Source organism: Salinivibrio sp. MA351 (genome assembly GCF_001996065.1).
Classification (GTDB): Bacteria; Pseudomonadota; Gammaproteobacteria; order Enterobacterales; family Vibrionaceae; genus Salinivibrio; species Salinivibrio costicola.
On record NZ_MUFG01000011.1, the window covers coordinates 101,209 to 115,745 of the forward strand.

At 48.8% G+C, this 14,537-nt stretch carries 11 protein-coding genes; 9 read left to right on the plus strand and 2 right to left on the minus strand.

Annotated elements, in window-relative coordinates; translation table 11 throughout:
* Window positions 1–11 precede the first annotated feature (11 nt).
* The 5 genes from BZG78_RS07905 (at window position 12) to BZG78_RS07925 (ending at window position 6,312) form a co-directional block, all read left to right on the plus strand.
* Window positions 12–1,934: a DUF4105 domain-containing protein gene (locus BZG78_RS07905; RefSeq protein ID WP_242412998.1), complete on the plus strand. Its 1,923-nt coding sequence runs from the start codon at window positions 12–14 to the stop codon at window positions 1,932–1,934.
* A gap of 257 nt (window positions 1,935–2,191) precedes the next feature.
* Entirely contained in the window at window positions 2,192–3,817 is a 1,626-nt protein-coding gene (locus BZG78_RS07910; RefSeq protein ID WP_077660874.1) for a methyl-accepting chemotaxis protein, read from the plus strand.
* Between the two features lie 163 nt (window positions 3,818–3,980).
* Window positions 3,981–4,676: a pirin family protein gene (locus BZG78_RS07915; protein WP_077660875.1), complete on the plus strand. Its 696-nt coding sequence runs from the start codon at window positions 3,981–3,983 to the stop codon at window positions 4,674–4,676.
* A 102-nt stretch (window positions 4,677–4,778) separates the two neighbouring features.
* Complete coding sequence (gene arfB / locus BZG78_RS07920) at window positions 4,779–5,192, plus strand: alternative ribosome rescue aminoacyl-tRNA hydrolase ArfB (RefSeq protein WP_021022988.1); 414 nt, start codon at window positions 4,779–4,781, stop codon at window positions 5,190–5,192.
* A 118-nt stretch (window positions 5,193–5,310) separates the two neighbouring features.
* The gene (locus tag BZG78_RS07925; RefSeq protein ID WP_077460904.1) at window positions 5,311–6,312 is read left to right on the plus strand and encodes a substrate-binding domain-containing protein; all 1,002 of its coding nucleotides are present in this window, start codon (window positions 5,311–5,313) and stop codon (window positions 6,310–6,312) included.
* Window positions 6,313–6,333: 21 nt separating this feature from the next.
* On the opposite strand, the gene edd is transcribed toward BZG78_RS07925, so the two are convergent.
* Entirely contained in the window at window positions 6,334–8,127 is a 1,794-nt protein-coding gene (edd, locus tag BZG78_RS07930; RefSeq protein WP_077660876.1) for a phosphogluconate dehydratase, read from the minus strand.
* Window positions 8,124–8,645 carry a gluconokinase gene (locus tag BZG78_RS07935; protein WP_077660877.1) on the minus strand — a complete coding sequence of 174 codons (522 nt, stop codon included), beginning with the start codon at window positions 8,643–8,645 and terminating at the stop codon, window positions 8,124–8,126. Before BZG78_RS07935 ends, edd begins: the two co-directional genes overlap by 4 nt.
* Window positions 8,646–8,797: 152 nt before the next feature.
* Here BZG78_RS07935 and BZG78_RS07940 point away from each other — a divergent pair, with 152 nt between their 5' ends.
* The 4 genes from BZG78_RS07940 (at window position 8,798) to BZG78_RS07955 (ending at window position 14,535) form a co-directional block, all read left to right on the plus strand.
* Window positions 8,798–10,177, plus strand: coding sequence for a GntP family permease (locus BZG78_RS07940; RefSeq protein WP_077660878.1), 1,380 nt, complete (start codon window positions 8,798–8,800; stop codon window positions 10,175–10,177).
* Window positions 10,178–10,186: 9 nt separating this feature from the next.
* Window positions 10,187–10,795 carry a bifunctional 4-hydroxy-2-oxoglutarate aldolase/2-dehydro-3-deoxy-phosphogluconate aldolase gene (locus tag BZG78_RS07945; RefSeq protein ID WP_077660879.1) on the plus strand — a complete coding sequence of 203 codons (609 nt, stop codon included), beginning with the start codon at window positions 10,187–10,189 and terminating at the stop codon, window positions 10,793–10,795.
* 159 nt (window positions 10,796–10,954) lie between these two features.
* A complete protein-coding gene (locus BZG78_RS07950; RefSeq protein WP_077660880.1) occupies window positions 10,955–12,880 on the plus strand; it encodes a RecQ family ATP-dependent DNA helicase in 1,926 nt (641 codons plus the stop codon).
* A 230-nt stretch (window positions 12,881–13,110) separates the two neighbouring features.
* Complete coding sequence (locus tag BZG78_RS07955) at window positions 13,111–14,535, plus strand: sensor domain-containing diguanylate cyclase (protein ID WP_242413000.1); 1,425 nt, start codon at window positions 13,111–13,113, stop codon at window positions 14,533–14,535.
* Window positions 14,536–14,537: the final 2 nt, after the last annotated feature.

Sequence of the window (14,537 nt, forward strand, 5' to 3'; positions counted from 1 at the left end):
GTTGTACTGATATGAGACTTATTCATTCTCGCACCTCGCTATTTGTTCGTCTTAGTCTCATCATTCTTTCTCTCTTTAGCGCGCCGGCTTTTGCGAGTACGCCTGATTTTACCAACACGGCTACGTTTGCTAAGACCGCTACTGTTACGAAAAATAGTGACTTTGATATTCCCTCCTTGGCCAACCAAGCATACTGGCTAAAACTGGTTCACTATCTACCTAACACGTTATCAGGCTATGAAAGTACGGTTGATTCAGAAGATTTTTTCCTTGCCGCTAACGGAAAGACACACCCGCAACAAGAGCTAGCAGCGACAATTAATGCGCTTTACCATGCCGATGCCTCCTTTGCAAAAGCAGCAAGGTGTCAATATCCCGCGCGTTTTACATGGCTCGAGTCTAAAGCAGGACGCACTGCACAACTCGATTGCCCTGAACTTGAGCGTTGGCAAAAGGTGCTTGATCCAGATGGCATGACGCTGGTTTTTCCAACGGCATTTATGAACAATCCCTCATCAATGTTTGGCCATACGCTGTTGCGAATTGACGCACAAGATCAAACACGAAATAAAGAATTGGTGGCATTTGCAGTCAATTTTGCTGCCGAACCCAGCCAAGATGACAATGCCGCCATGTATGCCACAAAGGGGCTGTTTGGTGCTTACCCGGGGCAATTTACTGTGATGCCTTATTATCGTAAGGTTCGCGAGTATAACGACATTGAGTCGCGAGATATTTGGGAATATCCCCTTAACTTGTCCGAGCAAGAGGTAAATCGTGTATTGCTGCATTTGTGGGAGATGCAAAGCGCGACCTTCGATTACTACTTTCTTGACGAAAACTGCTCATACCAACTGCTCGCATTGCTTCAGTTGGCTCGCGATGATTTAAGTTTGGTCGATGATTTCCCGTTTCAAGCGATCCCGTCAGATACAGTAAAAACACTAGCCAGTAATGACTTGATTGAGACACCGAGTTTTCGTGCCTCGTTTGGCACTCGCCTATTAAATATGTCGCAACAAGCCTCTCCTGCGGTGTTTGAAGCCGCGAAAAAAGCGAAAAGTGGCCATTTCCCTGACCATCAGCAGTATACTGACGAGCAATTGGCCGCTATTTATGAATTTGCTTACGAGTGGCTCAATTTTGATTTTTATGATCAAGCACTTCCTAGAGATCCCTATGCGCAGCGCCTCACTAAATTACTCAGCATGCGCAGCCAAGTCAGTGCAGCCTCTCCGTTTGAGTCCGTAGCTAATATCAATGTATCGCCGGATAAAGGGCACGGCTCTACACGTATTGGTTTTGGAGCAAGAACCGCAAAATACGGTCCCGATGCCCTCTCGCTTGAATGGCGCGCAGCATACCATGATTTAATGGATCCCCAAGATGGCTTTGTGCCCGGAGCACAAATCAGCTTTGTTGATGTCGCTATCAGTCACGATGAAAACGGTAATACGCAACTGGATAAGCTTTATCTGATCGATGCAATGACAATCGCGCCGAAAAAACGGGTTTTCTCTAGTCTATCGTGGAATATCCGTGCAGGCTTTGACCGTTTACCAGGCACCGAGAGACAAGATAGCCGTTGGTTTGCCCAAGGGGGCGTTGGTCAGTCGTGGGGAGAAAGTGACGGTTTACATGCCTACGCTTTGTGGTCAACAGCATTAACTCATGGCGATGCCAGCGATGACCAATTTAATCTAGCAACCGGCGTAGAATCAGGATTGCTATGGCAACTTGCTGATGACCATCGTCTCGGCGTGCAAGCACAGTATCTGCCGCTGCTTAATCGTTCCTCCCTGACACAATCACAAGTCGATATGACTTGGCACTGGCGCGTCACCGATGATTGGTCTATTCGCAGTAAAGCACGCTACCAGCACTGGGAGAACGAAGAGATGAGTGGTCACATTACTAGCTATTTTTACTTTTAAACACCTCAAATCGTATGCCGTCCTCTCGAACTGACAGCAAAGAAATAGCACGCATCCCCTAGAACCAGCGGGTCTAATAGCATTCAAGATTAACGGCCCGCTTTCATAACAAGTTACTCCTCGGTTTTCCCTCCGCGCGTTTATATTCTTCTCTCACAATTAATAATATTTTTATCATCTAAATCGTCTACGCTTAGCTTAATGTTGTTACAAAACACCTTTGCGCTAGTTCATGAGCGCGATGAACAGGAAAGCAGATGATGAAAGATCTTAGTGTTGTCAAAAAAATAGGGCTCAGTTTTATTGCCGTTTTTATCGTTTTTGCCTCCGTTGCCATCATGTTTATGCTCGGCCTATCCACGATAAGTAAAGACATCACACAACTTTCAAACAAAAGTCTCCCCTCGGTATCAATATTAAAAGGCATCCAGGTCGACATCACCAAAGTCCGAAAAGATGAATTTTCACTGCTACCAAACAGCGGTAACCCAAAAATATCGCAATGGTTAAACGATCTCGACCAATGGCGTGCCGATGTACAAGCTGGGATCAAAGCTTATCAAGCTCTGGACCTCACATCACAAGAGAAACAATCATTTAATGTGTTTAAGAAAACCTGGAATCAGTACATTAAGGAAACCCAGTCTTATAACCAGCTTTTAAGAAATGACGATCCTGACAAAGCGAATGAAGTCGTGTTAGCCAGTTTTGGGACCTATTCCGATGCGCTAAAAAGCTTGGATAACACACTCGAACTAAACGATGACTTAGTAAAGCAAATTGGGGCAGAAGCCCAGAGTGCAGCAACCGCCGCTCAGATAAATGCAGCCATTGGAACACTTGTGATTATTTTAGTGATTATGGCTGCATCTATTCTGCTTTCTCGCGCTATCTCTCGCCCAGTCGATAAAGCGCTCGCGTTTGCTTCGAGTATTGCCAAAGGTCAGCTCAACAACAAATTTGATGAAAAGGACTTGTCCAAAGATGAGCTTGGCTCCTTACTCAAAGAATTGGTGACGATGCAAAACAATCTTCACGGATTGGTATCAGAAATTAACGATTCTACCATTCAGCTAACTGCCGCCGTTGAAGAGGTGAGTGCGATTTCATCTCAAAATGCGTCAGGTATGCAAAACCAGCAGCAAGAGCTTGGATCGGTGGCGTCAGCGATGACCCAGATGCAAGCCGCTGTCAGTGAAGTGGCACAAAATACCGAAGAAGGCGCAACATCAGCGCATTCAGCAGCAGATATAGCAAAAAAAGGGAGTGGTTCATTAGCCGATGCGATTAGCATTATTGAACGCGTATCTAGATTGATGCAAGACTCAGAGACGTTAACAGAGCAACTTAAAACAAGCTCCGAAGACATTAATGTCGTGGTTGATGTGATTCGTGGTATTGCCGAGCAAACTAATTTACTGGCTTTGAATGCGGCGATAGAAGCAGCCCGTGCCGGTGAGCAAGGCCGAGGGTTTGCTGTGGTAGCCGATGAGGTTCGCTCACTGGCACAGCGTACTCAAGAATCGACCGAGCAAATTGTTAATACCATCGAGACACTGCAAATAAACACGACTAAGGTCCGCGAATCCAGCCATGAATGCCAAGCAGGCATTACGCAATGTGTAGAAACGGTCAGCGATACCGGCGAACAAATGCGAGAAATTGAAGTCTCTGTTGATGATATCGCCCAACGCAGTACCCAAATTGCTACCGCCTGCAGTGAACAAAGCTCTGTCTCTAACGAGCTTAACCGCAGCGTTGAGAACATTAATAGTGCCTCAACGGAAATGGCCGAGGGGGCAACGCAAACAGCGATTGCCTGTGACCAAATCAGCAATCTTGCGCATAACTTAAAAACACGCATGGAAACATTTAAGCTTTAGTACATTATCTGATGCGTGCTATTTCTCCTGCACGATACTCGTTCAATGTTTTAGAACAAGATGCACAAGATTACGCCGTGTTCGCACGGCGTTTTTGTTTCTACACTGCATCTATTGTTCAGCGTCACCGCTGTTCAACATCGAATCAGTGAGGAGAAGCGTTATGATTACAGTACGTCATGCCAGCGATCGCGGTCAGGCTAACTTTGGTTGGCTACAAAGCCGCCATACCTTTTCATTTGGTAGCTATTACGATGCCCATCATATGGGCTTCTCTGCACTACGTGTGATCAATGATGATATCGTTTCGCCTGGCGCGGGCTTTGATACCCATGGACACCGTGATATGGAAATCATCAGTCTGGTGCTGGAAGGAGCAATAGAACACAAAGACAGTCAAGGCAACCGACAAACTCTACCCGCTGGCGAGTTCCAGCTGATGTCGGCTGGGCGTGGTATTTATCATAGTGAATATAATGCCTCGTCATCCCAGCCATTGCACTTTTTACAGATTTGGATTGAACCTAACGAAAGAGGCGGAGATCCGGGCTATCAGCAAAAAGATTTTGGCAACCAAGCCGGCTTTACCGTCATTGCGATGCCAACGGGTGAGAATGGCTCGTTAAAAATAAAACAAGATGCACGTTTGCTGCAGCTTGTCTTGGCGCCGAGTGAGTCTGTTACCTTCGCTTTGGAGGCAGGACGCAACGCCTATGTGCATCAAGTCGCGGGCACTCTTAAGGTTGAAAACACATCTCTTTCTCCCGGTGATGGCGCGAAAGTCGAAGATATCCGTCACATCACCTTTAGTAATGTCGGCAACGAAATCAGCCAAACACTGGTATTTGATTTACCCTAAAGTGCCGATTAACGACTCAAAAAGACTCGGCCTGCAGGCTTATTTGCGCCACAGGCCTAATGCTATGTACACTGCGCGCCTCTTGTTAATATTTGAGGCCGTATGCTGACTCTATCCAACAAAGTAGCGATTCCCGACAGTGAAATCGAGCTCACGGCCATCCGCGCCGCTGGGAAAGGCGGACAAAACGTCAATAAAGTGTCGAGTGCCATTCATTTGCGCTTTGATATTCACGCCTCGTCACTGCCTGATGCCTACAAAGCACGCTTAATGACACTGTCCGATTCACGCATCTCCAAAGACGGCGTCGTGGTGATCAAAGCGCAAAACTACCGCACCCAAGAGCTAAACCGAGAAGACGCGTTAGAACGCCTCGCTGCGCTAATTAAAAGCGCGATGGTGGAGCAGAAAAAACGCAAGCCAACTCGGCCAACCAAAGCGTCACAACGTCGCCGCGTAGAATCCAAAAAGCGTAAGAGCCAGACTAAGTCTTTGCGCGGTAAAGTGGCGCCTTAATTCAAAATCGTCAGTGTGCGTTCTCAATAAAGACCTAATTCCACCTACCAGTTTTTCTTGCTAATCGGCGGTCAGATTGCTCTAATGTTACATGTAACATTTTCGGCTAGTGCATGAGATGACAGAAAAAAGAAACCGGGCCACCTTACAAGATATTGCTGACCGCGTCGGGATGACCAAAATGACAGTCTCGCGCTATATGCGCAATCCGGAGTCAGTCGCCCCTGCGACACGCGACAAGATTGCGGCGGTGATTGAAGAATTGGGATACATACAAAATCGTGTGCCCGCGATGTTATCTAAATCATCGAGCAAAGCCATTGGAATTGTGCTTCCTTCATTGTCTAACCAAGTCTTTGCTCATTTAGTCCAGGGCATTGAACGCGTGACTAAGGCACATGGCTACGACATTTTGATTACGCACGCCGGCTATAGCGAGCAGGCAGAGGAAGAGAAAATTGCCTCTTTGCTCTCTTATCAAGTGGATGGCTTAATCCTCACTGAAACTAACCACACCCCACGTACGTTACAAATGTTAAAAACCGCCGCCATTCCTGTGGTAGAAACCATGGAGCTTCCAGAAACGCCGATTGATATGGCAGTTGGGCTTGATCATGAGCAAGCCGCTTATGATGCAGTTCAAACGATGATCAACAAAGATAAAACGCAGATTGTGTATTTGGCGGCTCGGCTGGATACCCGCACTCAGCTGCGGCAAAAAGGGTACGAACGCGCGATGACACAGGCAGGACTCACTCCTCGCTGTGTTGCCACCGAGGAGCATTCTTCATTCAGCTTAGGCGAGACCTTACTTAACCAAACCTTGGCTCAGTATCCAGATTGTGACGGGCTGTTTTGTACCAATGATGACCTCGCCGTCGGTGCGTTACTTGCCTGTAAACAGCAGGACATTGAGGTACCTAAAACGCTTAGCATTGTCGGCTACAATGCGTTGGATATTGGCACTGTGGTCAGCCCAAGACTCACCAGTGTCGCGACGCCCCGAGAGTTAATCGGTGAGCGCAGCGCGACACTTTTGATTCAAGCATTAAGCGGTGAAACTATCACCGAAAAAGTGCATGCTATCCCACACACCATCACAGACGGTGGCAGCTTGTAACCATCACGGTTGACCGAGCGATCACGGAAATAGATACGTCGCCCCTTCATCAGCGCGAGACACCCGCTGACGCGCCGCAGCAAACAAATCACGTCCCCAGGTTGTAGCAGCTTGAGGCGTATTAGCTACATATCGTTGAGATAAGTCAGCATGGCAGGTCAATACGCCAGTATTCGCGTCCAATGTGATCAGATCGCCGTCTTGAATGGACGCCAACGCACCGCCATGCATGGCTTCCGGGCAGACATGCAAGGCCGCAGGGACTTTGCCTGACGCGCCGGATAACCGGCCATCTGTTACCAGTGCGACCTGATAACCCATTTTTTGCACATTGCCGAGAATAGGCATGAGTTTATGGAGCTCTGGCATCCCATTAGCAGCAGGGCCATTAAAACGCACCACCACAATCACATCTTGGTTGAGCTCACCGCGTTGATAGGCCTGCTCGACCTCGTGCTGACACTCAAACACCCGTGCGGGCGCACAAACTACGCGATGCGCGGGGTCAACCGCAGAGGCTTTGATCACCGCGTTACCCATATTGCCAGACAGCATGCGCAAGCCACTGGCTGCACTGAAGTGTGAGCCGGGCTGGGCAATGACCGCTGTGTCGGTTGATGGGGTGGCCGCTTCCCAAACAAGCTGCCCCTGATCTAATCGTGGTGTGGTCAGCTGGTCGCTAAATTGGCCGACGGCAGGCAAGGTATCGGCATGCAATAACCCTAGCGCATGTAAGTGAGCCATTAACGTCGGTACGCCTCCGGCCGCTTCAAAGGCATTAATATCGGCCGGCCCATTGGGGTAGACTCGAGTCAGCAAGGGCACTACACGAGAGAGCGCATCAATATCTTCCCACGTTAGGATAATCCCTGCTGCTCGCGCCATGGCCACCAAATGGATGGTATGGTTGGTGCTGCCGCCTGAAGCCAACAACGCGATCACACCATTCACCACGCTTTTTTCAGTCACCACATCGGCTAATGATCGGTAAGTTGCACTTCCGGCACACTGAGAAGCTAACGCTGTCGCTGCATAGCAAGTCAACGCTTGGCGCAGCGCTGAATCTGGTGGGACAAAAGCAGCGCCAGGTAAGATTAATCCCATCGCCTCGAGCACCAGTTGATTGGTATTGGCCGTGCCATAGAAGGTGCAGGTTCCCGGGCTGTGATAAGCCTGACATTCCATGGCGAGTAGCGCGTCTTTGCCTACTTCGCCTGCCGCATAGGCTTGACGCACCGCCACTTTTTGATCATTGCTGGTGCCCGTTGTCATTGGGCCGGAGGGAATAAATAAGGTAGGTAAATGGGCGTAGGCCAGCGCGCCCATCAATTGTCCCGGTGCAATTTTATCGCATACACCAAGCAATAATGTTGCGTCATACACATTGTGGCTCAGCGATATCGCAGTCGCCTGTGCAATCACATCACGTGAAAACAACGACATTTCCATTCCCGGTTGGCCTTGGGTCACTCCATCACACATCGCAGGCACACAACCTGCCACTTGCGCGGTATGACCTAACGGCAGCAAAGCGGCTTTGATCTGATCAGGGTAGTCAGCATAGGGCGCGTGCGCGCTCAGCATATCATTATAGGCGCTGATAATCGCCACATTGGCGGTGGTCATATCCAGCATGTGCTGTTTGTCTTGTTGGCACGACGCCGCCACCGCATGCGCCATGTTACCGCAAGACAGACTGGTACGCGCTTTCCCGGTATCGGCTTGCTGTTGAGTCCGATGCAAAAACGCGATGCGCGTCGGTTGGCTGCGCTGGCATAACGCCTCTGTCACTGCCATCAATGTCGGATGTGTCATTCGGCATCCTCCTTGTCTTTTAAAGCGTTCACTGCACGTGTCACCACAGTATCAATGTCTGCATCAATGCCGACTCGGACCACATCAGGCTCATCGTCACCCGGCACCTCCAACGTGGCAAACTGGCTATCCAGCATATGGGTTTTCATAAAATGCCCTTTGCGCGCTCGAAGCCTTGCGAGGATCAACGCATAATCTCCGTCCAAAAACAAAAAGGTAACGTTCTGATTGCCATCTCGGATCTGGTCTCGATAGCGGCGCTTTAAGGCTGAACACACAATCACGCCATATTCATGTTTATGCTCCAAACTAAAGGCGGCATCGCTAATCCGGCCCAGCCAGGGAGTTCGGTCATGATCATCAAGCGGCTTACCCGTCGCCATTTTTTCGATATTCGCACGCGGGTGTAAGTCGTCTCCATCAATAAACTTTGCCCCTAAGCGCTGTGCCAACTCTGCGCCAAGGGTACTTTTCCCCGAGCCACTGACGCCCATCACAATCACACTGCCAATTGTCATACCCACTCCTTAGCGAGATTTTAACCAGATCTCATTTTTGATAACGCATTCAATAATTGTCTTTATCTTAGTGTGGTTACCGGTAACATGTTACCGGTAACGTTGAGATTTGTGAAGTTTAACACAAACATCCTGGTCGGAAGAGGTGAGCCATGGAACTACTCGCACAAAGCCCTGAACCCACTACTTTACTCTTGATAGCATTGGGCGCTATCGCGTTGTTATTACTACTGATAATGAAACTTAAGGTGCATGCGTTTGCATCACTCACATTGGTCAGCTTAATCACTGCTTTGGCCACGGGGATCCCTACCGATAAGGTAGTGCCGGCCATGATGACAGGGTTTGGCGGCACCCTGGCGTCGGTCGCCTTGCTCGTTGGGCTCGGCGCCATGATTGGTAAAATTCTCGAAGTCACCGGTGGCGCAAATGTATTGGCCGATACGCTGATCGACCGCTTTGGCGAAGCCCGTGCTCCGTTTGCACTGGGTATCGCTTCTCTACTATTTGGCTTTCCGATCTTCTTTGATGCGGGGCTGATTGTGATGATGCCCATTATGTTTAGTGTCGCGAAACGTTTAGGTGGCTCACCGATAAAGTATGCCCTACCCGTCGCGGGTGCATTTGCGGTTATGCATACCTTCGTTCCCCCGCACCCCGGCCCCGTTGCGGCCTCAGATTTACTCGGCGCAGATATGGGTCTTCTCTTGGTCGTTGGGCTACTGGTTTCGCTACCCACTTGGTATCTAGGCGGTTATTTATTTGGTTTGTATGCCGGCAAGAAATTCAATATTCCCCTTGCGAAGGCGTTTTTAAATACAGAAGTGATGTTTAAAAACAAAAAGGACCATCCCACCTTTTCTACGGTGCTGATGATCTTACTCCTACCTGTCATGCTAATTTTCCTCGACACAGGCTTAAACGCACTCAGTGTTGCAGGTATCGTTGACGGCGAAAACCCATGGGTTGGTTTTCTGCGTATGCTGGGTAAAACACCGGTTGCACTGCTCATCACGCTGTTAACTTGCTTGTTAGTCTTCGGCCAAAAGCTTGGCAAAAGTAAAATGGAGAAGCTGTGCTCCGACTCATTGGCACCGATTTGTGCGGTGATTTTGGTGACCGGTGCGGGCGGGATGTTTGGAGGCGTACTTCGTTCTAGCGGCATTGGTGAAGCACTCGCCAACATGCTGTCAGATACGGGGATGCCGATAATATTGGCCGCGTTTGTGATTGCTACCTGCTTGCGTGTCGCACAAGGCTCAGCCACCGTCGCACTCACAACCACAGCCGCGCTGATTGCGCCCACGGTGTCGCACACTGTCGGCTTATCTCAACTCGATTTATGCTTTATTGTCATCGCGATTGCCGGTGGAGCTACCGTTTTATCGCATTTCAACGACTCGGGTTTTTGGCTCGTATCACGTTTGCTCGAAATGGATGAAAAAACCACGCTAAAAACTTGGACTGTGATGGAAACCCTGCTCGGGACTATCGCGTTTGTTATCGTAGCGCTATTAAGCGTTTTACTATAAGGGAATCCTATGACTGAACTAAACCAACGTCTCAAGGCAATTCGCATTGTGCCGGTGATTGCGATTAATAATGCGGACGATGCCGTGCCGCTCGCTAAAACCTTGGTCGACAATGGCTTACCGTGCGCCGAAATCACCTTTCGTACCGACGCGGCTGCCAGTGCTATCCGCCAAATGCGCGATGCCTATCCCGAGCTACTGATTGGTGCCGGAACAGTACTGACGCTTGCACAAGTCGATGTCGCGATTGACGCTGGGGCGGATTTTATTGTTAGCCCTGGGCTTAATCCCACTACAGTAAAACATTGCCAACAACGTGGGATTGCCATCGTCCCTGGGATCAACAACCCGAGTTTGGTCGAGCAAGCCATGGAACTTGGTCTTGATACGTTGAAGTTTTTCCCCGCGGAAGCGTCGGGAGGCATTGCGATGTTAAAAGCGCTATCTGCGGTGTACCCGGTCAGCTTTATGCCAACCGGCGGCGTGAGTGAAGAAAACGTGAGCGATTATCTCGCGTTGCCCTCTGTACTGGCATGTGGCGGTACTTGGATGGTGCCCGCCAAGTTGATTGATGAACAAAGGTGGGATGAGATAGCAGCACTGATTAAGGCGCTGTGATAGCTCTCGTATCCGTTAAGAAAAGATCGACCCCACTTATTGAAGATAATGGGGTCGCTCGCACGCATACCCCCTGTGCTTGCAACCTCGGCACATAGCCGATACCTTTTCCCGCCTGTTCATAAACAGACACTTGGTTAAAAGTAGGGGAAAGACGGTATGTTGGCACAAGCACTTGAGCAAATTTTTGGGTTTTCGTCATTTCGTGCGGGACAAGAAGCAGTGATCTCGCAGGTGATGCAAGGTGAATCGGCCTGTGCGATCTTTCCCACCGGTGCAGGTAAATCATTGTGCTATCAATTGCCGGCCACACAGCTGCCCCACTTAACATTGGTGATTTCGCCTTTGCTGGCATTAATGCATGATCAACTTGCATTTATGACCCGCAAAGGCATCCCAGCGGCCACCATCGATTCAACGCAGACACCCGAACAAACCAAACAAGTGATGGATCAAGTCCGTCGCGGCGACATCAAAGTACTGATGATTTCAGTCGAGCGTTTGAATAACGAACGTTTTCGCCAGTTTATCACGCCTATCCCGATCTCGTTATTGGTGGTGGATGAAGCGCATTGTATCTCTGAATGGGGACACAATTTTCGTCCGGATTACCTCAAACTCCCTGCTTACCGACAGCAATTAAATATTCCGCAAGTCTTGCTTCTCACCGCCACCGCAACGCCGGCTGTGGTTGAGGACATGCAGACGAAGTTTGCCATCCCGGCAAATAACACCACATTAACGGGGTTTTATCGTCCTAACCTGCATCTAAATGTGGTCGCCGTGGAAGAGGCGCATAAGCGGCAAGCGCTGGTTGAGCAGTTAAAGCCCGCCCCCGATTTGCCGACCGTCATTTATGTCACCCAGCAGCAGACCGCGGAGAATATCGCCCAGTGGTTACAATCCCAGCATATATCCGCGACAGCTTACCATGCCGGTATGAGTCACGATGTTCGCGTGTCGATACAAGAGGCATTTATGTCGGGCCAATCGCCATGTATTGTTGCGACCATCGCCTTTGGGATGGGCGTCGATAAGGCGGATATTCGCCGTGTCATCCATTTTGATTTGCCGAAGTCGATTGAAAACTACAGCCAAGAAATTGGCCGCGCGGGACGGGATGGTCACAAGGCGACCTGCACGGTACTCGCTAACCAGTCGAGTCTGAATGTACTAGAGAATTTTATCTACGGCGATACGCCAGACAAAATGGCGATTCAGGGGTTACTGGAAGAAGTACAACAGGCCGGTCAACAATGGGAAGTCATGCTCCATAGTCTTTCACGGACATATAATATTCGGCTCTTACCGCTTAAAACCTTGCTCGTTTATTTAGAAATGGCCGGCGTGATCACCAGCCAATACAGTTACTTTGCCGATGTGAAATTCCAGTGTGTGGAGTCACCCGCCGCCATTACGGCCAAATTCCATGGTGAGCGACGCGAATTTGTTGCCCAGCTATTTGCATGCGCGATCAAAGCAAAAACCTGGTACAAGATGGATTTCCAACAACTGTGGCAACGCTTTGGAGCAGAAAGAAAGCGCGCGTTAACTGCATTGGAGTACTTTCACGAACAAGGTTGGTTATCACTCGCGACCCAACAAGCCACACAAGTGTTTGGCGTGAACACCCACGAGATTGATATTCACGATCAAGCTGAGACGCTGTATACCCTTTTTGCCAAAAAAGAACAGAGCGAGCTTGCCCGCATCAACCAATTACTGACCTTGTTATCTTCTTCAACCTGTATTAGTCAGCGCCTTGCCGACTATTTTGGTGATCATGCGGCACCAACCACCTGTGGTCATTGCTCGGTATGCCAAGGCGAGATCGCCCATTTACCTCCGCGCCCAGAATTACCGGCGATCGATGTGCAAGCGTTATCCTCATGGTATCAGCATTTTGCGGCTGCTTGCGACGGCACACCAACTTCGGCGGCAATGACGCGCTTTTTACTCGGCCTATCGTCACCGCTTCATACCAAAATTAAGGCGAAGGCCATACCTGGGTTTGGCGCCCTTGCATCTTATCCGTTTCAAACTATCAAAGAACAGGTGATCGCTGAGCACGATATCTATCATTAAGAAGTGGCGATTTGATTCATTGACCTTTGCGTGCGTTAACACCCGCTTAAGCGGCTAGCCGAACAGTCTCAGTGTTATACAACAGCCGCGATCGCCTTTAGAACCCTATAGTTATAAGGAAACGAGACAAATTTATCCCAGAAGTTAAGAATTTATTCATATACTGATGATAAAGACGTGATGCGGTGACCACCGCACACTTAATGTATTGCCATATTCAGGGTTTATTTATGCTGCATTCTGGGGCGTTGTATGTTTTGGCCCGCCAAATTGTTTTTACACTGTGCGTTGGCGTGTTGTTATCGATAAGCCCCAGCGCTCACTCTGATAACAGCGAACAACCTGAGTCACAAAAACCTGTTTTAAAGGTGGCTAATTCGCATGCATGGCGTCCATTTTCCTATCTCAATAGCAACCAAGAACCCAGAGGAATCTTGATTGACTTTTGGAAAGAATTTGGCGACCGCAATGGCTATGATATCGAGTTTCTATTGACCGATTGGCAAACGTCAATCGATTTAGTGCGTACCGGTCAAGCTGATGTGCACGCTGGGCTCCTTCAGTCACCGGAGCGGTTGCAATTCATGGATTTTGGCACGCCTCTATTTGCCATTGATACGCAAGTATTTTTCAGTCAATCCATGATGGGCACGTCTGCTGACTTTGTCCTTTCTGGTGAGACCGAACATAAGATTGGCGTGGTACAAGGCGGGTACGAAGAAGAGTTTATGAGCGCTAACTTTCCAGACGTAGCATTGCAGCTTTTCCCGAATAACCAAGCCATGCTTGATGCGGCATTATCTAAAAAAATTCAAGCATTTGTGGCCGACCTGCAAGTGGCAAATTATCACCTTTATACCACCACGAACCACAACCTATTTATCCCTGTCAGGCACCTTTATACAGAGATGCTGCACGCTGGATTTGCGAAAGGCAACGCGGCATTACTTAATCGCATAGACAATAAATTTGCTTGGTTAGATGACGATACTAAACGCCAGCTACTCAATCGCTGGGTCTATTATGACGTTGAAACGGTTTACCCTACCCATTTATTTCCTGCTTTAGTCGCTATCAGTATTTTTATCGTTACCAGTTACATTGTCTTACTTAAGCGAACGGTCAAACAAAAAACGCGCGCGCTACAAACAGCCAACGATATGCTTCAAGATCAAGCCATTACCGACTCATTAACGCTGTTGCGCAATCGCCGGTATTTTTATCAACACCTCTATGACTTGGATAAAACGAGAGGCGACATCGCGCTAATGGTTTTTGATATTGATGATTTTAAAGCATTTAACGATGGTTTTGGTCATGCTCATGGGGATGAGGTGCTCTGTTTTGTGGCTAAAACGGCGACAATTCTATTGCCGAAAGATGCCATTATCGCCCGTATTGGCGGCGAGGAATTTGCAATACTCCAATATTTCTCAAGTGCAGAGGGCGCCTTGGCACAAGCAAGGGTTTTATGTGAAGAGATTGCGCGACAGAGTTTAGCGTTATTTAATCACGCGTCTAAGCCTGTCACGATCAGTTTAGGCATTGCTTATTACCCTAACGGCATGCCTCACAGTGAAATTATCGATGCTGACAAAGCCATGTACCAAGCCAAAAAACAGGGTAAAAACTGCGCGGTTCTACACGTGCTGTAACC

Coding starts and splice junctions, on each gene's coding strand:
- BZG78_RS07905 (WP_242412998.1), top strand. CDS start 12: ATGAGACTTATTCATTCTCGCACCTCGCTATTTGTTCGTCTTAGTCTC.
- BZG78_RS07940 (WP_077660878.1), top strand. CDS start 8,798: ATGGAACTACTCGCACAAAGCCCTGAACCCACTACTTTACTCTTGATA.
- BZG78_RS07910 (WP_077660874.1), top strand. CDS start 2,192: ATGATGAAAGATCTTAGTGTTGTCAAAAAAATAGGGCTCAGTTTTATT.
- BZG78_RS07935 (WP_077660877.1), bottom strand. CDS start 8,645: ATGACAATTGGCAGTGTGATTGTGATGGGCGTCAGTGGCTCGGGGAAA.
- edd (WP_077660876.1), bottom strand. CDS start 8,127: ATGACACATCCGACATTGATGGCAGTGACAGAGGCGTTATGCCAGCGC.
- BZG78_RS07950 (WP_077660880.1), top strand. CDS start 10,955: ATGTTGGCACAAGCACTTGAGCAAATTTTTGGGTTTTCGTCATTTCGT.
- BZG78_RS07955 (WP_242413000.1), top strand. CDS start 13,111: ATGCTGCATTCTGGGGCGTTGTATGTTTTGGCCCGCCAAATTGTTTTT.
- BZG78_RS07925 (WP_077460904.1), top strand. CDS start 5,311: ATGACAGAAAAAAGAAACCGGGCCACCTTACAAGATATTGCTGACCGC.
- arfB (WP_021022988.1), top strand. CDS start 4,779: ATGCTGACTCTATCCAACAAAGTAGCGATTCCCGACAGTGAAATCGAG.
- BZG78_RS07915 (WP_077660875.1), top strand. CDS start 3,981: ATGATTACAGTACGTCATGCCAGCGATCGCGGTCAGGCTAACTTTGGT.
- BZG78_RS07945 (WP_077660879.1), top strand. CDS start 10,187: ATGACTGAACTAAACCAACGTCTCAAGGCAATTCGCATTGTGCCGGTG.